Genomic DNA, 18815 nt, shown 5'->3' with positions numbered 1-18815 from the left:
CAGGAAGGCATGCGATGTCGCAGAGCAAGCAGCAACCCAGCTTCACGGAACTCCTGGAGTCTGCACAGGCTTCGGCGGTGCACCTGGAGATGCGCGACGCATACGGTGTGGGTGACGAAGCGGAGGACTTCGAGAGCTGGCAGCGCACCGGGCACCGCGATGTGGAGCCCACATCGGCCTACTGGGCGCCGTGGGTCGACCTCATCCGCAGGACGGTCGCCCGAGGGGTCGTCGTTCGCAGGGCTCGCATCGTGTCCGAGCCGGTTACCGAGTACATCCGGTTCGAGCACGCGGGCACTCCGGTCAACATCACCGCCGGGGAACAGGTCCGCTGGTTACCTCGTCGGCAGACGTCGGACCTGGCCCTGCCGGGCAATGACTTCTGGTTGTTCGACTCTGAGACCGTGCTCTTCAACCACTTCTCAGGTGATGGCGATTGGTCTGAACCCGGCTGGGTGGTCCATAACGAGCCGGCCGTGGCGCAGCTGGCGGCAACCGCGTTCGAAGCTGTGTGGGAGCGAGGGATCCCGCACGAGAAATACACGGTCTGACGCTCGTCACCATCGGACTACCGGCAAACGCCCATGTCACCAAATTCAAACGCGCAAGCCACCCGTGCCGCACTTGCCGAATGGCTGAAGGAGATCCGGCAGGACGCGGGGCTGACAGGGCAGGATCTGGCAGACCGATGCGGCTGGCACAAAGCCAAGTCCAGCCGGATCGAGAACGCCAAGACGACTCCCTCGGACGCTGACATCCAGGCTTGGTGCCGCGCCTGTGGCGCGGCAGACCAGGCCGCTGACCTCATCGCGGCGAACCGTACCGCCGACTCGCTGTACGTCCAGTGGAAGCGCCTCCACAGGACGGGGCTCCGCAGGATCCAGGAGTCCTACGTTCCCCTGTACGAACAGACACGTCACTTCCGTGTCTACTGCTCCAGCGTCGTGCCAGGGTTCCTCCAGACCGAGGCGTACGCAACGGCTTTGCTGTCGTCCATCGCGTCCTTTCGCCAGGCACCTGACGATGTCGCCGACGCGGTGGCGGCCCGTCTCACCCGCTCTCGGGTCATCCACGACGGCAACAGGCGCTTCGCCATGCTCGTGGAGGAATCAGTCCTGCGCTACCGGCTGGGCGATGCCGAGGCAATGGCCGGCCAACTCGGATATCTACTGTCGGCGATGTCATTACCGGCCGTGTCCCTGGGCGTAATCCCGTTTCAGGCGGCTCGCAGCGTATGGCCGATGGCCACATTCAACGTCTTTGACGACAAGCAAGCTGCCGTCGACCTCCTGACCGCGCAAGTCACCGTTACCGCCCCTGGGGAGGTCGCCATGTACGTGAAGGCGTTCGCCGACCTCCAGCGCCACGCGGTGTACGGCTCCCGAGCAAGGTCGCTCATCAAAGACGCCCTCGACACCCTCGAGTGATCGGCCTGCAACCGTCTGCAACTTCATGGCTTCGGAGCACCCTCCGTTCCTACTGTCTTCCCCATGACCACGGACACCATGGCGGCCACCCAAGCACCGGACGCCTTCACCGCAGGCAAGCGCAAGGCCGACGACGCCGCGTTCATGCTCACGCGAGTGCTCGCGGAGATGGACATCCGCGTCGGTGACCCCGATGCCTGGCCCCGGCTCACCGGCCGCGCCTCGCTCTCGGGCGAGCCGTACGTGCACCTGGGAACCGTCCCCCTCCGCACCGCCCGCAAGCTCATCGACGCCCTGCTCCGCGCGGAGTCGGCGAAGCGAAGCCGGCGCGACCAAGGCCAAGGCGCCTAGCCCGTGCCCTTCTGAAGTCCCCGTCCCCGTCGCCTGCATGACGGCCGACGGTTGGGACGGGTCCCGGCGCACCACCCCGCTCCGTCGAGAGAAAGGGAACACGGTGGCAACAGCACTCCAGACGCGGACCCGCGATCCGCGCATCATCCTCAACGCCGTGCAGGAACGAGTACCGCACCTGGTCACCGAGGTGGGGGCAGAGGACCTGTGGGAGCGCGAGGTTCGCTTGCTGCTGCGTGACAGCGTGGCCGTCCGTAGCCTCGCCGAACGCATCCTCGGACAGGGCGTCGCCTACCTGATCACAGCCATGGAGAACCCTGGTGTGGACATGGGGGTCGGGTACACCGTGGACATCGGCGTCCACCAGCTCATCCTCGACACGCCCCTCTACTTCGCCCTGTGCGACGAGTACAACGGCGGGCGGTACAAGCACCACGCCCCGCTCGTTGAGCGCCGCCGGGACGGCACCGTGATGCGCACGGCCGAGCTGCTGCGCGAGAACGGCTTCACCGTCGATGACGAGCTGTGGTCGGTGGACGCGTCCGACTGCTCGCCGTGCGACAACAAGGTCCCCGACAGCCACTGACGCGGGACTGGAGTGCCCTCGCCCCCGGACTCCGAACGAGGGCGGGGCGCCCTCTCGCCCGCCCTCTCGCCCGCCCCGACACAGAGGAAACGCCCTTGCCCGCACGACACGACATCGAGAGCGAACGCGAACTCTGGGACACCTTCGCGGAGAGCACCAAGGACAAGGTGTTCGACGCTGACCCCGTCTTCTGCTGGACGCAGTACGCCGGGCACGGGCCGGGGCCCGAACTGCTGGGGGATCCGGCAACCGTCCTGGAGATCGGATGCGGTACCGGGCGGGCGCTGGGCCACCTCGCGCGGCAGGGCGTGAAGGCAACGGGCGTGGACCTCTCTCCCGTCATGGTCACCCGCACCGCCGAACGGTGGGGGCCGCTGGGAGCGCGGTTCGTGTGTGCCGAGGTGCTGGACCACCTGGGCGCCACGACGGAGACCTACGACGCCATTTACTCGATCTTCGGGGCGGCCTGGTTCGCCGACCCGGCCAGGCTGCTTCCGCTCGTTGCCAAGCGGTTGAATCCGGGCGGCGTGCTCGCCTTCTCCCAGCCTCCGGCCATCCCCGGCGCGTACGGGCCGCAAGGCATGTACAAGGGAGGGTTCGCGGGCAGGGCCATGTACACGTACCGGTACAGCTACACGCCCCGGAAGTGGGAGAACCTCCTTCTGAGGGCCGGATTCGAGAAGGCGGAAGCGTGGGTTCTCGACGCTCCCGAGCCTGACCACATCGGGACTCTGATCGCTCGCGCTGTGGTGAGCTGAGCTGAGCCGAAGCAAAGCAAGAACGCCCCGCCCGCCCGCTCAGAACGGCGGCAGCTGACCCGTCCGGGCCACCTGGGCGTACCAGCGGGCGCTGGACTTGGGTGTGCGGACCTGGGTGGCGTAGTCGACGTACACCGCGCCGAACCGCTTGCTGTAGCCGTACGCCCATTCGAAGTTGTCCAGCAGTGACCAGAGGAAATAGCCGCACACGTCCGCGCCGTCGCCGATCGCCCGGTGTACCGCGTCGAGGTGGGCGTGCAGATAGGCGATGCGCTCCGGGTCGTGCACCGCGCCCTCGCCGTCCGGCTTGTCGTCGTACGCCGCGCCGTTCTCGGTGACCATCAGCGGCAGCCCGGGGGCCTCCCGGGTGAAGCGCGTCAGCAGGTCGTACAGCCCGGTGGGGTCGACCGACCAGTCCATCGCGGTCCGCTTGCCGGGCGGCCGGTGGAAGACTACGCCCCCGGCTCCGGGCCAGGGCGAGGGCTCGTGGCCGGAGCCGTCCGGGGCCGCCCCCGACACCAGGAACGGCGCGTAGTAGTTGACGCCCAGCGAGTCCAGGGGGTGGTGGATCGCCGCCGCGTCCCCGCCGTGCACGAAGGACCAGTCCGTGACGCCCGCCGTGTCGGCGATCAGGTCCGCGGGGTACTCCCCGTGCAGCATGGGCCCGGTGAAGATCCGGGTGGCCAGCGCGTCGATCCGGCGCCCGGCGTCGAGGTCGGCGGGGGAGTCCGTGCGGGCCCGCACCGCGCCGGGGTTGAGGGTGACGGAGACCGCGGCCCGGGACGGCAGCGCGGCCCGCAGCGCCTGTGCCCCGAGGCCGTGCGCGAGGTTGAGGTGGTGGGCGGCGCGCAGGGCCGCCACATCGTCCGTCCGGCCCGGCGCGTGCACCCCGGCGCCGTAGCCGAGGAAGGCGCTGCACCAGGGCTCGTTGAGGGTCGTCCACAGCTCCACCCGGTCCCCGAGCGCCTCGGCGACCAGGTGCGCGTAGTCGGCGAAGCGGTGCGCGGTGCCGCGCTCCGGCCAGCCGCCGGACGACTCCAGCTCCTGCGGCAGGTCCCAGTGGTACAGCGTCAGCATCGGCCGGATGCCGTGGGCGAGGAGGTCGTCGACGAGCGCGCGGTAGAAGTCGAGACCCGCCTGGTTGGCCGGGCCGCGCCCGCCGGGCTGGACGCGTGGCCAGGAGACGGAGAAGCGGTACGCGCCCAGGCCCAGGTCCGCCATCAGGCGCACGTCCTCGGCGCGGCGGTGGTAGTGGTCCGTGGCGACGTCCCCGGTGTCGCCGCCGAGGACCTTGCCGGGGGTGTGGGAGAAGGTGTCCCAGATGGAGGCGGTGCGGCCGTCCTGCCGCGCCGCTCCCTCGATCTGGTACGCGGCGGTCGCGGCGCCCCAGAGGAAGCCGGGCGGGAAGTTCACGGTCATGGATGCGCTCCCGGTGGGGGCTCGGTGGAGGGAAACTCGGTGGGGGAACTCGGTGAGGGAAGGGGGGGAAGGGGGGACGGCGGCTCAGCCCTTGACGGCGCCCTGCATGATGCCGCCGACGATCTGTCTGCCGAAGAGGGTGAAGGCGAGCAGCAGCGGCAGGGTGCCGAGCAGCGCGCCGGCCATGATCACGGCCTGGTCGGGCACATAGCCCCGGCCGAGGCCGGTGAGGGCGACCTGGACGGTCGGGTTCTCCTGGGTCAGCGCGATGACCGGCCAGAAGAAGTCGTTCCACGCCTGGACGAAGGAGAGCATCCCCAGCACGGCCATCGCCGGCCGGGCCACCGGGAACACCACGTGCCACAGCACCCGCAGGCTGCTCGCGCCGTCGACGCGGGCCGCCTCGACCAGCTCGGTGGGCAGGGCCTCCACCAGGTACTGGCGCATGAAGAACACGCCGAAGGCGCTGACGAGGGTGGGCAGGACCACCGACTGGAGCTGATCGGTCCAGTGCAGTTCGGCGACGACCATGAACAGGGGGACGACGCTCAGCTGCGGCGGCACCATCATCGTGCCGACCGTCGTGAGCAGCAGGGCGGTGCGGAACCGGAACCGCAGCTTGGCGAAGGCGAAGCCGGCGGTGGTGGAGAAGACCACGGTGCCGAGCGCGACCGCCCCGGCCACCAGCACCGTGTTGAACAGCGCCAGGCCCATATGGGCCTCGCCCCACGCCGTGCCCAGGTTGGTCAGCAGCCTGTCGCCGAACCGGAACGGCGGCGGGGTCCGGGCCAGCCGGGCGTTGTCCCGGGAGGCGGTGACCGCCGTCCAGACCAGCGGGAACAGCGAACCGGCGGTGAACAGCGCCAGCACCGCATAGGTGACCGGCCCCGCGCGCAGCCGGCCCGCCGGGCTCCGGGGCCGCCTCCCCGGGGCGGGGGCCCGCGCCGGGTCCGGCACCCGGCCGGCGGGCGGCCGTCCGGTGGTCGTCGTCACATCAGCCCCTCACCGGCTCTTCCGCAGCCCTCGCGCGATCAGCAGATTGACCGCGCCGATCAGCAGCAGGATCAGGAACATCGTCCAGGCGACGGCGGAGGCGCGCCCTAGGTGGAAGTTGAACCACCCCTGCTCGTAGAGATAGAGCCCCAGCGTCTGGAACTGGTGCGAGGCCCCGCCCTTCTGCCCGCCCGCCCCGCCGAACAGCAGCGGCTCCCCGAAGAGCTGGGTCGCGCCGATCGTCGAGACGACCACCGTGAAGAGGATCGTCTGCCGCAGCGCCGGCACCGTGACGTAGCGGAACTGCTGCGCGCGCGAGGCCCCGTCCAGCGCCGCCGACTCGTACAGCTCGGCCGGCACGGCCTGCATGGCGGCCAGGTAGATCAGCGCGTTGTAGCCCGTCCACCGCCAGATGACGATCGAGGAGACCGCCAGCTGCGCGGACCAGGTGGAGTTCTGCCAGTCCACCGGGCCGACGCCCACCGCGCCCAGCGCCCAGTTGACCATCCCGTAGTCGCGCCCGTAGAGCAGTACGAAGACGAGCGTCGCGGCCGCGACCGAGGTGGCGTACGGGGTCAGCAGCGCGACCCGCCAGAAGGCCGCCGCGCGCAGCCGGTAGTGCAGCAGATGGGCGAGGCCCAGGGCCATCAGCAGCTGGGGGACGGTGGAGAGGACACCGATGGTGAAGGTGTTGCGCAGGGCGTTCCAGAAGAAGTCGTCGCCGAGCAGCCGGGCGTAGTTGTGCAGCCCCACCCACTCCAGCTGGTCCGGGGTGGCCAGCTCCACCCGGTGCAGCGAGGCCCAGCCCGTGTAGAGCAGCGGGAAGACGCCGAACGCCGAGAAGAAGAGGAAGAAGGGGGCGACGAAGGCGTACGGGCTGTAGCGGACGTCCCAGCGGTAGAGGCGGCTGCGCCACGGGCGTGGCCCGCTCGGCCGCGGCCGGTCGAGGTCCTCGGGCGGCGGGGCCGGCCGGTCGCCCACCGCCTCGGTCGCGGTCGTCATTCGTCCACCGCGTTGTGGATCTCCTTCTGGACCGCCTTCCAGGCCGCCCCGGGGGACCGGCCCTGCTGCTCCACCTGAGGGATCCCCACATCGGTGAAGGCGGTGCCGATCTGCTGCTCATGGGGGCCGATCACCAGCCTGGGCACCGACAGGGCCGCCGCCGAGAAGATCCGCCCGGTGGGCGCGTCACCGAAGTACGGGTTCCGCGCGTCCCTGACCTGCGGCATGGCGTACGAGGCGGGGGTGGAGGGGATGCTCGCCTGCCGTTCGAAGAGCTTGGCCTGCTGCTCCGGCGCCGTCAGCCAGATCGCGAGCGCGACCGCCTGCTTCCGGTGCCGGGCCGCCTTGGGGACGGTGATGAAGGAGCCGCCCCAGTTGGCGGGGCGGGGCGCGGGGGCGATGTCCCACTTGTCCTCGCCCGCCGGGCCGGTCTTCTCCTTGATGTAGCCGAGCATCCAGGGCGGGCAGGCGACGGTGGCGAAGCGGCCGTTGGCGTACGCCTGGTCCCAGGGCTTCTCGAACTGTTTGAGACGGGCGGTCAGACCGTCGCGGGCGGCCCGCACCGCCAGGTTCCAGGACTCCCGGACGGCGGGGCTCCGGGCGTGGACGCGGCGGCCCCGGCGGTCGTAGTACCGCTCGGCGTAGCCGTGGACCGAGGCGTTGTAGATCCCGGCCGCCGAGTCCGTGAAGACCGTGCCCGCCGGGGCGCGCCGCCGGTAGGCCCGGCCGGTGTCCAGGAACTTCCGCCAGTCCCCGGCCCACAGCCGGCCGACGCCCTCCCGGTCCGTGGGCAGCCCGGCCTTGGCGAAGAGGTCCTTGCGGTAGCACACGGCGATCGGTCCGATGTCCGTGCCGAGGCCGATCGTCCGGCCGTCCGGTGAGGTCGCCTGCGCCCACTTCCAGTCCAGCCAGGTGTCCGCGCGGACGCCCGCGGCCCGGGACAGGTCCACGAACCGGTCGGCCTGGGTGGTGGCGACGTCGTGGATGTTGCCCACCTCGACGGCCTGGATGTCGGACAGCCCGCCGCCGGCCGCGAGGTGGGTCAGCAGCTGGGGGTAGTAGGCGTCGTTCCGCTCGATCACGCTCTCCTTGATCGTGATCTCGGGGTGCAGCCGCTCGTACTCCGCGTAGAGCCCGGCTTGGCGGTAGCCGAACACGCCGAAGGTGCCGACGGTGACGGTGGTCCGCCGCCCGCCGCCCCCGGGCCCCTCGCCCGCGCTCTCCACGCCCCCGCCGTCCCGGGCGCAGGCCCCGAACAGCACCGTGCCGAGCGCCGCGACGGCGGTGACGGCCGCCATCCGGCGCGGGGGCGTGCGGAAGCGTCGGCGCATGGGCGTCTCCTGGGGCCGCTGCGTACGGACTCGGGGGGCTCGGAGCGGTGCTGGGCCTTCGTCGGGCGTGCCGCCCGTCCGGCGGAACGCGGCGTACGGCATACGGAGCACAGGGGAAACAGGGGCCGGGACGGGCGCCGGGGGACGGGACGAGCGGGGAGGGGAGGAGCCCCGGGCCGATGTGATGCCGATGTGATGAAGAGTCGTCGGATCCCGGCGGAGAGTCAAGGAAGCCCTGGCGCGTCGCGCGATGCCACCCGCGCGCCACGAAATATGACGCGGGTCACAGTCGCCTCGCGCCGCCCGTGCGCCTCAAGCGCGGGCCCTCGCACCCGCGCGGGGCGCCGCCGCCTTCGGCCGTGAACGCCGAAGGCCCCGGTCCGCTTCCGCGGACCGGGGCCTTCGATCAGGGTGAGTAACGGGACTTGAACCCGCGACATCCTGGACCACAACCAGGTGCTCTGCCAGCTGAGCTATACCCACCATGTCGGCTGGTGTGTTTCCCACCGGCCGAGAAAAAGTGTACAGGGTTTTCAGGGGTGCTCGCTCCCAGGTGACCCGCGTCCTGGGAGCGAGCTGCGTCACTATGCCTGAACGGGCAGGACGTGCTTGGCCGCGATGGCCTTCGCCGCGTCCGAATCCGGGCCGGGCTGCGGTACGAAGATCGCCTCGCGGTAGTAGCGGAGCTCGGCGATCGACTCGCGGATGTCGGCGAGCGCCCGGTGGTTGCCGCTCTTCTTGGGACTGTTGAAGTAGGCCCGCGGATACCAGCGGCGGGCCAGCTCCTTCACCGACGACACATCGACGATCCGGTAGTGCAGATGGCTCTCCAGCGCCGGCATGTCCCGCGTGAGGAAACCGCGGTCGGTGCCGACCGAGTTTCCGCACAGCGGGGCCTTGCCCGGCTCCGGGACGTGCTCGCGGACGTACGCCAGGACCTGGGCCTCCGCGTCCTGGAGTGTCGTGCCCTTGTCCAGCTCCGCGAGCAGCCCGGAGGCCGTGTGCATCTGGCGCACCACCTCGGGCATGGTGACGAGGGCCTCGGCGGGCGGGCGGACGACGATGTCCACACCGTCGCCGAGGATGTTCAGCTCAGAGTCGGTGACCAGGGCGGCCACCTCGATGAGCGCGTCGTCCGACAGCGAGAGCCCGGTCATCTCGCAGTCGATCCACACCATGCGATCGTTCATGCGTCTCACCCTACGGGGCGTTCCCGCTGCCCGGGCAGGCGTGGGCTGTAGAGGTCGGACTCCGGCTTGCCCGGATCGGGCACGCCGGAGGTGTTCCCGCCGTGCCCGCCACCGTGCCCGCCGTGCCCGGTGGGATGACCACCGTGCCCGCCGTGCCCGGTATGGGGTGGCGGCGCGGACATGGACGCTCCGGTGACGGCGTGCGCCGTGGCGGCCAGGGCCGCCCTGCGCAGCCCCAGCACCGAGGCTTCCCCGCTCCGCTGCTCCACCGGGTCCGGCCGGTCGAACCGGTCGTGGCGCTCGGCCCGGTCCGTACGGTCCGGCCGCTCACCCCGCTCCGGTCGCTCGGCCGAGCCGTTCTGCGGCCGGCGCGCGCGGTACGCGGCCCGGTAGGCGGCCGGGGAGGACCCCAGCTGCCTGCGGAAGTGGCCGCGCAACGCCACCGGCGAGCGGAAGCCGCAACGCCCGGCGACCTCGTCCACGGAATAGTCCGAGGTCTCCAGGAGCCGCTGTGCCTGGAGCACCCGCTGGGTGATCAGCCACTGCAGCGGCGCGCTGCCGGTGAGCGAACGGAACCGCCGGTCGAAGGTGCGACGGCTCATATAGGCACGGGCGGCCAGGGTCTCCACGTCGAACTGCTCGTGGAGGTGCTCCAGCGCCCAGGCGACGACCTCGGCGAGCGGGTCGGCGCCGATCTCCTCCGGTAAAGACCTGTCGAGGTAGCGCTCCTGTCCGCCGCTTCGGCGTGGCGGCACGACGAGCCGGCGGGCCAGGGCCCCCGCGGCGTCGGCGCCGTGGTCGGTGCGGACGATGTGCAGGCACAGGTCGATGCCTGCCGCGGTGCCCGCGGACGTCAGTACGTCACCGTCGTCGACGAAGAGCTCCCGCGGGTCCACATGGACCGAGGGATAGCGCTTGGCGAGCGTCGGCGCGTACATCCAATGGGTGGTGGCGGGCCTGCCGTCGAGCAGCCCCGCGGCGGCCAGCACAAAGGCACCGGTGCACAGGCCCACGATGCGGGCGCCCTCCTCATGGGCGCGACGCAGCGCGTCGAGTGCGGCCGTCGGCGGCGGCTGGGTGATCGACCTCCAGGCCGGTACGACGACGGTGCCGGCCCTGGAGAGTGCCTCCAGGCCGTACGGTGCGGTCAATTCCAGGCCGCCGGTTGTTCGCAATGGCACATCTTCGCCCGCGCACACCAGCAAGCGGTAGCGGGGGACTCCAGCGTCCTGTCGGTCGATACCGAACACTGAGAGCGGGATGGAGCTTTCGAAGATGGGTCCGCCGCTGAAAAGCAGCACAGCGACGATCTCCCGGCGGCGGCGTCCGGAGAGCTTGCGCGTGGTCTCCGGTACGGTCGTGGAGTCCTGGCTCATGGCGCTAAGCCCCCCTCGGCGGTCGAGTCCTCTCGGTCCTGCACGTTTCCCCTCGGTCCTGAACGGTTCCCCCGCCGGTCATGGCCAAGATCGAATCTACTGCGTCGCATGGAGTCGCGGTGACCAGTTCACCACCCGGCTCTATGTCGACATGACAACTTGGCGCGAAGCGTTCGATCACGAAGCGTTGCACTTGCAGGGCTCGGTGAAAAGTACGCCTCTCGCCCATGCCCAATCCCCGTAGGGTGCAACCGCCCCCCGTGGCCCTTTCCTTGCTGGTCGACCGGCTGTTGGGGGCTGCTCAGGCCAAGGTGAGGGGTTCGGCCTGAAGTTGGCTGAAAAGCAACGGGTCCATACGTACGAAGGCGTCATTCACCGGACGTACTACCCGGCGTATCACCCGGTCCGGAGGTGCCCTGATGGCGTCCGCCGCGGTGCGCGCCGCCGCCCGTGCGGCCGTGCCGGCCCCGGTGCGGAACGCTTTGCTCCGCAGACAGCCGTGCGGCGGTCCGCTCGGACTGGCGCAGGAGGGCCCGGCAGGCGCAGGTGAGGGCGACCAGGCCGGCCGCCGTGCCCGCCGCCCCGCCGAAGGACTGACCGCACATCAGCAGCACGACGGGGACCAGGACGCAGCTGAACGCCGCCCAGCGGACCACGTCGCTCACCGGATCGGGGGAGTCTGCCCCGGTGTCGTCGGCACGGTGGTGATCACGGGTTCCGGGCACGGAGCGGCTCCCTGCTGGCGGCGGCTGACGGTGGTACAACGCCCGGCCGGCCGCCTGGGTCACTGCGGCGGGGGCATCGGGGGGACGCGGCGCGGCCCCGCCCGGGCCGTGCCGGGGCCCGGCGGAGGGCGCGGCCGCGGTGCCGGGCCGGCGCGACGGCGGTACGGGTGGGACGCTCCGGGGCCATTGCGCTACGGCCCGGCCTCGTGCATGCTCCGGGGAACGCCCTGGCGCCCGTGGCGTGCCCGGCGGCCCCTGGGCAGGCGATGAGTGTCGCCGTACCCTTATGGGTAAGTGCTTGAAAAGATGAATCCCGGACGGATTTTCCGTCCTTGATCCATCCGGGCGCCGCCCCTCCGACGTCGCCCGACAGCCCCTGACAACTCCAACCAGCCCACCGCCCTTCCCCTCCGCACGAGGACTCCCTTCGCCGAGACACCGATGGCCGGTCACGAATTCTCCGAACCCGCGGACCGCAAGCGGGTCGCCGATCACGCGGCGCACCCCGAAGCGGCGGAAGAAACACGCCATTCCTGCGATCCGGCGTTCCAGCACGGCGTCGTGGTGGGCTTCGACGGTTCCACTTCGAGCGAGCGAGCGCTTGCGTATGCAATCGGGATGGCCCGGCGCTCCGGCTCGGGCCTGATCATCGTCCATGTGGCCAACCGGCTGCCGACGACGGTGTGGGCGGGCTGTGAACCCCCGGTCTTCGTGGACGTCCCCGACCACCGCACCGAGGTCCTCGGCCTGGAACTGGCCTGTGCGGACCACCTGTCGGAGGTCCCGTGGATCCTCGTCGAGCGCGGTGGGGACATCTGCCATGAACTCGAAGAAGTCGGGCGGGAGTATTCGGCGGACGCCATCGTCGTCGGCTCCACCCACGGCCTGGTCGGCCGGATCTTCGGCTCGGTGGCGGGGCGGCTGGCGCGGCGCGCCCAGCGGCCGGTCGTGGTCATCCCTTAGCCCCTGTGGCGGGGCCCGCCCCTAGCCCCTCTGGCGGGGCCCGCCTCCGGCCCCCGTGGCGGGGCCCGTTCCGGCGGGTCAACTCCGGCACCCCGTACGGACGGTGATCGTCCGCGCCCGTTGTGCCGGGCACTGCGCGGACCCGTGGAATCTGTGGAATCTACCCGCGCGTAGCAGGTGGGGACCGTCCCGGTGAAGGGTAGGTACCGCTCGGATGGCGTGCCGCCGGACGGGAGGTGACGGTTCCCGGAACCGGTGGCATCACCGCCGGCGCGAGGGCGGCGCCGGCAAGGGGAACAGCCCTCCCCGCGCGCCGGGTGGTACGCGTGGGGAGGGCTGTCCTGTACGGACCCGCCGCAGACAGGTGAGCGGGTCCGGGTATCGAGGGCCCCGTGCGGGGCCGGTCCTGCGGGGTGCCTACTCGACCGTGACGGACTTCGCCAGGTTGCGCGGCTTGTCGATGTCCCGGCCCATGGCCTTGGCCGTGTGGTAGGCGAAGAGCTGGAGCGGGATGCCCATCAGGATGGCGTCGAGCTCGTGCTCGTTCTTCGGCACCACGATCGTGTGGTCGGCCTTCTCCTGCACCTGGTGCGCGACGGCGAGGATACGGCCGCTGCGGGCCTTGATCTCCTCCAGCGCGGCGCGGTTCTTCTCCAGCAGCTCGTCGTCCGGGACGATCGCGACGGTCGGCATGGCCGGCTCGATGAGCGCCAGCGGGCCGTGCTTGAGCTCGGAGGCGGGGTACGCCTCGGCGTGGATGTACGAGACCTCCTTGAGCTTCAGCGACGCCTCGCGGGCCACCGGGTAGCCGCGCACCCGGCCGATGAACAGCATCGACTTGGCGTCGGCGTACTCCGCGGCGAGCTTCTCGATCTCGCCCTCGTTCGCCAGGATCTCGGCGATCTGCGCGGGCAGCTTGCGCAGGCCCTCGATGATCCGCTTGCCGTCGGCGACGGACAGGTCGCGGGTGCGGCCCAGGTGCAGGGCGAGCAGCCCGAAGGAGACCACCATGTTGGTGAAGCACTTGGTGGAGACGACGCAGACCTCGGGGCCGGCGTGCACGTAGATGCCGCCGTCGGTCTCGCGGGCGATCGCGGAGCCGACCACGTTCACCAGGCCGAGGACGCGGGCGCCCTTGCGCTTGAGCTCCTGGACGGCGGCGAGCACGTCATAGGTCTCACCGGACTGGGAGACCGCGATGTAGAGGGTGTCGGGGTCCACGACCGGGTTGCGGTAGCGGAACTCGGAGGCCGGCTCGGCGTCCGCGGGGATGCGGGCGAGCTCCTCGATCATCTGGGCGCCGATCTGGCCCGCGTGGTACGAGGTGCCGCAGCCCAGGATCTTCACCCGGCGCACGGCGCGGGCGTCACGGGCGTCGAGGTTCAGGCCGCCCAGGTGCACGGTGGAGAATCGGTCGTCGATCCGGCCGCGCAGGGCGCGGTCCACGGCGTCGGCCTGCTCGTAGATCTCCTTGTGCATGTACGTGTCGTGGCCGCCCATGTCGTACGACTCGGCCTCCCACTCGACGGTGGTCGGCTGGGCCGAGGTGCGGGAGCCCTCGGTGGTGTACGTGCGGTAGTCGTCGGCCTTGAGGGTGGCCATCTCGCCGTCCTCAAGGGTGACGACCTGGCGGGTGTGGCTGACCAGCGCGGCGACGTCGGAGGAGACGAACATCTCCTTCTCGCCTATGCCGAGGACGACGGGCGAGCCGTTGCGGGCCACGACGATGCGGTCCGGGAAGTCGGCGTGCAGCACGGCGAGGCCGTAGGTGCCCTCGATGTGCCGGACCGCCTCGCGGACCTTCTCCTCCAGGGTCTCGGCCCGGGAGCGGCCGATGAGGTGCGCGAGGACCTCGGTGTCCGTGTCGGAGAGGAAGGTGACGCCCTCGGCGGTCAGCCGGGCGCGCAGCTCGGAGGCGTTGTCGATGATGCCGTTGTGGACGACGGCGACCTTCTCGTCGTTGTCCATGTGCGGGTGGGCGTTGACGTCGTTGGGGGCGCCGTGGGTGGCCCAGCGGGTGTGGGCGATGCCGGTGGTGCCCGCGAAGCGCTTGGGGAGGCGGGCCTCCAGCTCGCGGACGCGGCCCTTGGCCTTGGCGGTCTTCAGGCCGCCGGCCTTGCCGCTCGCGTGCAGGGCGATACCGGCGGAGTCGTAGCCGCGGTACTCCAGGCGCTGGAGGCCCTCCAGCAGCAGCGGCGCGACATCGCGCTTACCGATATATCCGACGATTCCGCACATGGTGTTGACCCTCCCAGGCAAACGATCAGTGATGCTCGGCAGCGGCAGGAGCCGCCGCGTATCAGCCGTAGACGATGCGGCGCAGCTGCCGCAGCGAGAGCTCCGGCGGAGCCACCGCGCGGTGCGGCAGCTCTGCCGCGATCCGCTCGAAGATCTCCGCGTTGTGCAGGCCGCCCGACTGGAGCTCGCGGTGCCGGCGGCGCACAAAGGTCTCGGTCGTCTCGTCGAAGTACGCCAGGACGTCCAGGACCACCCGGGCGGCCTCGCCGCGCTGAAGCGGCGTGCTGCGCACCAGGTGGTCCACCAGGTCGTCATGGGTCATACGGCGTTCGAGCACCCGTTGATATTGATGGGTAACCGGGCCATTCGCAAGAATCCTGCCCGAAATCGGGCAGGGATCCATGAAAACGGGGGGGATGAGTGACTAGAAACGCTTCAAAACGGCTTGTTTCGCCGCACTGAACTCGTCCTCCGTGAGCACACCGGCGTGGTGCAGCTCACCCAGCTCGCGCAGCCGGCGCAGCAGGGCGTCATGATCCGCGTCCTGCTCGACGGCGGCCGGCGCGGGCGCCGCCGTGGTCCCGCCGGCCGGGCCGAGCGCCGGTACGGCCGTCCCGGCGACCGCCGCCGACGAACCGTACGGGTGCGGCATCCGGACCGTGACCGCCGCCGCGGCCAGCGCCATCAGCGGGTCCTTCTTGAAGCCGTAGAGCTCCACGGCGTACGGATCGTGCTTCGGCGACAGCTTGGGCCGCGCCCCGGTCGTCGTGAACCGCAGATAGCCGTTCTCCAGCCCGGCGGACGGCAGCCACTCCACGGAAGCGATCTGTGTGAGCGGCAGCTCCTGGGGCCCCGCCGAGCTCTTGCTCTCCTCCGTCGTCCAGTTCCACTCCAGGCGGACCCGCTCCCCGTCGAAGGAGACCGTGCCGTCCCCGGCGCCCACCGACAGCGGCACCGCCGGGCCCGGCAGCAGATAGCGGTCCGTCGAACCCGCCGGCACCTGCTCCAGCAGCAGGGCGTTGCGGACCTCGTCCACGAAGTACTCCGCGACGCCCGAGCGGTCGTTCTCCACCACCAGCTGGTACGGATCCGCCGCGTCCGCCAGCCGGCCCCGGACGACCTGCGACAACGGATCGGCGCCGTCCCGCAGCCGCAGCCGCAGCCGCCCGTTCTTACGGCCCGGTTCGAAAGCCACGCCCGCCACCGCCGCCAGCGGCACGGTCAGCTCACCGAGCGTCTGCCGCATCAGATGCACACCGCGCTCGCGGCCCGGCACGATGCGTATCGTGCCGCCGTCGAACGTCCACATGCCGTCCTTCTGAAGGATCTCAGCCATGGGGGGATTCTCGCAGGCGGGAACCCGGCCGAGAGGGGTGCGGCACACGCGGAACCGGCCCCGCCGCGCCGCCGGGAGGCTTGACGCCGGGCGGGGCGGACGGTAGCCAAGTGGTCGTCCGTGCGCGTGTTTTCCGCTCCTCCGCCGAGACCTCCACCCGAGCCTTCCGTCCGAGTACCTCCCCCGAGCAGCACGCCGAAGGGACCCTCGTGAGACGACGCCCCTCCCCGGCCCGCCCGCCCCGTCTGCTGTCCGCCCTGCTGCTGGTCGCCGCCGCCCTCGCCGGCGCCGCGCAGGCCCGCGCGGCCGACGACGGCCCCCGCCCGGCGGCACCCGTCCCGCTCACCCACGTCATCCCGGCGCCCGCCTCCGTACGCCCCGGCGGCGACCCCTACGAGATCACCGCGCGCACCCGTATCCAGGCGCCCCACGACTCACCCGAGGCACGCCGGATCGCCGATGGGCTCGCGGCGCTGCTGCGCCCCTCCACCGGACACCCCCTGCCGGTCACCACGGCCGCCGGCCGGGGCGACGACGGCATCCGGCTGCTCCTCGGCGACCCGGACGCGGCCCTCGGCGCCGAGGGCTACCGCCTCACGGTGACCCGCCGCTCCGTGACCCTCAGCGCCCGGGAGCCCGCCGGGCTCTTCCACGCCGTACAGACCCTGCGCCAGCTGCTGCCCCCGCGCGTGGAGCGCGACCACCGGCAGCCCGGCCCCTGGACCGTCGCCGGCGGCACCCTCACCGACGCCCCGCGCTACGCCCACCGGGGCGCCATGCTCGACGTCGCCCGGCACTTCTTCCCGGTCGACGAGGTGAAGCGCACCGTCGACCAGCTCGCCCTGTACAAGATGAACAGGCTGCACCTGCACCTCTCCGACGACCAGGGCTGGCGCCTCGCCGTCGACTCCTGGCCCCGGCTGGCCGCGTACGGCGGTGGCACCGAGGTCGGCGGCGGGCCCGGCGGCTCCTACGGCAAGGACGACTACCGCGAGATCGTCCGGTACGCCGCGAGCCGCTATGTGACGGTCGTGCCCGAGATCGACATGCCCGGCCACACAAACGCGGCGCTCGCCTCGTACGCCCGGCTGAACTGCGACGGCGTCGCCCCGCCCCGCTACACGGGCACCGCCGTCGGCTTCAGCTCGCTGTGCGTGGGCAAGCCGGACACGGACGAGTTCGTCGACGACGTCCTCGGCGAACTGGCGGAGCTGACCCCCGGGCCCGCCCTGCACATCGGCGGCGACGAGGCCCACTCCACGGCCCACGCCGACTACGCCGCCTTCATGGAGAAGGCCCAGCGGGCCGTCGCCCGGCACGGCAAGCGGGTGATCGGCTGGCACCAGCTGGCCGGGGCCCGCCCCGCGCCGGGCGCGCTCCTCCAGTACTGGGGCTACGACCGGACCGGCGCCGCCGAGCGCGCGCAGGTCGTGGCCGCGGCGCGGGCGGGCGCCGGGCTGGTCCTCTCGCCCGCGGACCGGGCCTACCTCGACATGAAGTACACCAAGGACACCCCGCTGGGCCTGGACTGGGCCGGCCTGGTCGAGGTGCGGCGGTCCTACGACTGGGACCCCGGGAGCTATCTGCCGGGCGTCCCGGAGAGCGCCGTCGCGGGGGTGGAGGCGCCGCTGTGGACGGAGACGGTCTCGACCCGCGCGCAGCGTGAGTACCTGACCTTTCCCCGGCTGCCGGGGATCGCGGAGCTGGGGTGGTCGCCGCGGTCCACGCATGGGTGGGACGGGTATCGGGTGCGGCTCGCGGCTCAAGGGGCGCGGTGGGGGGCGATGGGGATCGCGTATTACCGGTCGCCGCAGGTGCCGTGGGTGGGGTGAGGGTTTTTCCCCTACCCGCCCCTTCCCGAATGTCCTCAAGCGCCGGACGGGCTGGCGTGCACGATGTCCTCAAGCGCCGGACGGGCTGAAATCAGCCCGTCCGGCGCGCTTGAGGACCGGGTGGGGCTAGCCCGCGAAGCCCAGTTCGCGGGCGATCAGCATGCGCTGGACCTCGCTCGTGCCCTCGCCGATTTCCAGGATCTTGGAGTCGCGCCACATCCGGGCCACCGGGTACTCGTTCATAAAGCCGTAGCCGCCGTGGATCTGGGTGGCCTCGCGGGCGTTGTCGACCGCGACCGTGGAGGAGTAGAGCTTGGCGATCGCCGCCTGCTTCTTGAAGGGCTCGCCGTGCACCAGCCGGGACGCGGCGTCGCGCCAGGAGACGCGGGCGGTGTGGGCCTTCATCTCCATGTCGGCCAGCTTGAACTGGATCGCCTGGTTGCCGCCGATCGGCCGGCCGAACGCCTCGCGGGTCTTCGCGTACGCCACCGACTCGTCGAGGCAGCCCTGCGCGAGGCCGGTCGCCAGGGCCGAGATCGCGATCCGGCCCTCGTCCAGGATCCGCAGGAACTGGGCGTAGCCGCGGCCCTGCTCGCCCAGCAGGTTGGCGGCCGGGACCCGGACGTCCGCGAAGCTCAGCTCGCGGGTGTCCGAGGCGTTCCAGCCGACCTTGGAGTAGGGGGCCGCGACGGTGAAGCCGGGCGTGCCGGAGGGCACGATGATCGTGGAGATCAGCGGCTTGCCGTCCGCGCCCCGGCCGGTGACGGCGGTGACCGTGACCAGGCCCGTGATGTCGGTGCCGGAGTTGGTGATGAAGCACTTGGTGCCGTTGATCACCCATTCGCCCGTGGCCTCGTCCAGCCGGGCGGTGGTGCGGGTGCCGCCCGCGTCCGAGCCGCACTCCGGCTCGGTCAGGCCGAAGGCGCCCAGCATCTCGCCGGAGCACAGCCGGGGCAGCCACTCCCGCTTCTGCTCCTCCGTGCCGAAGCGGAAGACGGGCATCGCGCCGAGGGACACCCCCGCCTCCAGGGTGATCGCCACGGAGGAGTCCACCCGGGCGAGCTCCTCCAGGGCGAGGCCGAGGGCGAGGTAGTCGCCGCCCATCCCGCCGTACTCCTCGGGGAAGGGCAGCCCGAAGAGGCCCATCCGGCCCATCTCCCGGACGATCTCGTACGGGAACTCGTGGCGCTCGTAGAACTCGCCGATCTTCGGTGCGACCACGTCGTGGGCGAACTCCTCCACCGTGCGGCGGAGCTCCTCGTGCTCGGGGGTCAGTCGGTGGTCCAGC

Annotated in this window: 18 protein-coding genes and 1 tRNA gene; 7 read left to right on the top strand and 12 right to left on the bottom strand. The window is 71.3% G+C overall.

What is annotated here, in order from left to right:
* The first annotated feature begins 14 nt into the window (after positions 1 to 14).
* The 5 genes from AF335_RS03910 (at position 15) to AF335_RS03890 (ending at position 3122) form a co-directional block, all read left to right on the top strand.
* A complete protein-coding gene (locus AF335_RS03910; RefSeq protein ID WP_102916789.1) occupies positions 15 to 551 on the top strand; it encodes a DUF6879 family protein in 537 nt (178 codons plus the stop codon).
* 33 nt (positions 552 to 584) lie between these two features.
* A complete protein-coding gene (locus AF335_RS03905; RefSeq protein ID WP_102916788.1) occupies positions 585 to 1427 on the top strand; it encodes a helix-turn-helix domain-containing protein in 843 nt (280 codons plus the stop codon).
* 63 nt (positions 1428 to 1490) lie between these two features.
* Positions 1491 to 1778, top strand: coding sequence for a hypothetical protein (locus AF335_RS03900; protein ID WP_102916787.1), 288 nt, complete (start codon positions 1491 to 1493; stop codon positions 1776 to 1778).
* Between the two features lie 103 nt (positions 1779 to 1881).
* A complete protein-coding gene (locus AF335_RS03895) occupies positions 1882 to 2364 on the top strand; it encodes a hypothetical protein (RefSeq protein WP_102916786.1) in 483 nt (160 codons plus the stop codon).
* Between the two features lie 95 nt (positions 2365 to 2459).
* The gene (locus tag AF335_RS03890; RefSeq protein ID WP_102916785.1) at positions 2460 to 3122 is read left to right on the top strand and encodes a class I SAM-dependent DNA methyltransferase; all 663 of its coding nucleotides are present in this window, start codon (positions 2460 to 2462) and stop codon (positions 3120 to 3122) included.
* A gap of 39 nt (positions 3123 to 3161) precedes the next feature.
* Here AF335_RS03890 and AF335_RS03885 read toward each other — a convergent pair whose 3' ends face one another.
* The 8 genes from AF335_RS03885 to AF335_RS03850 all read right to left on the bottom strand — a co-directional run bounded on the left by AF335_RS03885 (position 3162) and on the right by AF335_RS03850 (position 11158).
* Positions 3162 to 4541, bottom strand: a complete 1380-nt coding sequence (locus tag AF335_RS03885; RefSeq protein WP_102916784.1) for a GH1 family beta-glucosidase — start codon at positions 4539 to 4541, stop codon at positions 3162 to 3164.
* Between the two features lie 84 nt (positions 4542 to 4625).
* The gene (locus AF335_RS03880) at positions 4626 to 5498 is read right to left on the bottom strand and encodes a carbohydrate ABC transporter permease (RefSeq protein ID WP_102917035.1); all 873 of its coding nucleotides are present in this window, start codon (positions 5496 to 5498) and stop codon (positions 4626 to 4628) included.
* A gap of 45 nt (positions 5499 to 5543) precedes the next feature.
* On the bottom strand, positions 5544 to 6536 hold the full coding sequence (locus AF335_RS03875) for a carbohydrate ABC transporter permease (protein WP_102916783.1): 993 nt from the start codon (positions 6534 to 6536) through the stop codon (positions 5544 to 5546).
* Positions 6533 to 7867, bottom strand: a complete 1335-nt coding sequence (locus tag AF335_RS03870; RefSeq protein WP_228773214.1) for an ABC transporter substrate-binding protein — start codon at positions 7865 to 7867, stop codon at positions 6533 to 6535. The genes AF335_RS03875 and AF335_RS03870 overlap by 4 nt, the downstream gene beginning before the upstream one ends.
* Positions 7868 to 8277: 410 nt before the next feature.
* Positions 8278 to 8350: transfer RNA gene (locus AF335_RS03865), tRNA-His, on the bottom strand.
* Between the two features lie 101 nt (positions 8351 to 8451).
* The gene (orn, locus tag AF335_RS03860; RefSeq protein ID WP_102916782.1) at positions 8452 to 9057 is read right to left on the bottom strand and encodes an oligoribonuclease; all 606 of its coding nucleotides are present in this window, start codon (positions 9055 to 9057) and stop codon (positions 8452 to 8454) included.
* Positions 9058 to 9062: 5 nt separating this feature from the next.
* On the bottom strand, positions 9063 to 10433 hold the full coding sequence (locus tag AF335_RS03855) for a helix-turn-helix domain-containing protein (protein WP_102916781.1): 1371 nt from the start codon (positions 10431 to 10433) through the stop codon (positions 9063 to 9065).
* 368 nt (positions 10434 to 10801) lie between these two features.
* Positions 10802 to 11158 (bottom strand): hypothetical protein, encoded by a 357-nt coding sequence (locus AF335_RS03850; RefSeq protein WP_244926897.1) that lies wholly within the window; start codon positions 11156 to 11158, stop codon positions 10802 to 10804.
* Between the two features lie 441 nt (positions 11159 to 11599).
* Between AF335_RS03850 and AF335_RS03845 the strand changes: the two genes are divergently transcribed.
* Complete coding sequence (locus AF335_RS03845) at positions 11600 to 12121, top strand: universal stress protein (RefSeq protein ID WP_087928020.1); 522 nt, start codon at positions 11600 to 11602, stop codon at positions 12119 to 12121.
* Positions 12122 to 12538: 417 nt separating this feature from the next.
* Here the strand turns inward: AF335_RS03845 and glmS are convergent, their stop codons facing one another.
* The 3 genes from glmS to AF335_RS03830 all read right to left on the bottom strand — a co-directional run bounded on the left by glmS (position 12539) and on the right by AF335_RS03830 (position 15695).
* Complete coding sequence (gene glmS / locus AF335_RS03840; protein ID WP_102916780.1) at positions 12539 to 14359, bottom strand: glutamine--fructose-6-phosphate transaminase (isomerizing); 1821 nt, start codon at positions 14357 to 14359, stop codon at positions 12539 to 12541.
* A 61-nt stretch (positions 14360 to 14420) separates the two neighbouring features.
* Positions 14421 to 14696 carry a hypothetical protein gene (locus AF335_RS03835; RefSeq protein ID WP_087928022.1) on the bottom strand — a complete coding sequence of 92 codons (276 nt, stop codon included), beginning with the start codon at positions 14694 to 14696 and terminating at the stop codon, positions 14421 to 14423.
* Positions 14697 to 14783: 87 nt separating this feature from the next.
* Positions 14784 to 15695 carry a DUF4429 domain-containing protein gene (locus tag AF335_RS03830; RefSeq protein ID WP_102916779.1) on the bottom strand — a complete coding sequence of 304 codons (912 nt, stop codon included), beginning with the start codon at positions 15693 to 15695 and terminating at the stop codon, positions 14784 to 14786.
* A gap of 209 nt (positions 15696 to 15904) precedes the next feature.
* Between AF335_RS03830 and AF335_RS03825 the strand changes: the two genes are divergently transcribed.
* A complete protein-coding gene (locus tag AF335_RS03825; RefSeq protein ID WP_102917032.1) occupies positions 15905 to 17527 on the top strand; it encodes a beta-N-acetylhexosaminidase in 1623 nt (540 codons plus the stop codon).
* A 126-nt stretch (positions 17528 to 17653) separates the two neighbouring features.
* Here AF335_RS03825 and AF335_RS03820 read toward each other — a convergent pair whose 3' ends face one another.
* A complete protein-coding gene (locus AF335_RS03820) occupies positions 17654 to 18814 on the bottom strand; it encodes an acyl-CoA dehydrogenase family protein (RefSeq protein ID WP_102917031.1) in 1161 nt (386 codons plus the stop codon).
* Between the last annotated feature and the right edge of the window lies 1 nt (position 18815).

It is taken from the genome of Streptomyces eurocidicus (genome assembly GCF_002891295.1).
GTDB lineage: Bacteria > Actinomycetota > Actinomycetes > Streptomycetales > Streptomycetaceae > Streptomyces > Streptomyces eurocidicus.
Note: the sequence above shows the minus strand (reverse complement) of the source record. Positions and strands in the feature narration are given on the sequence as shown.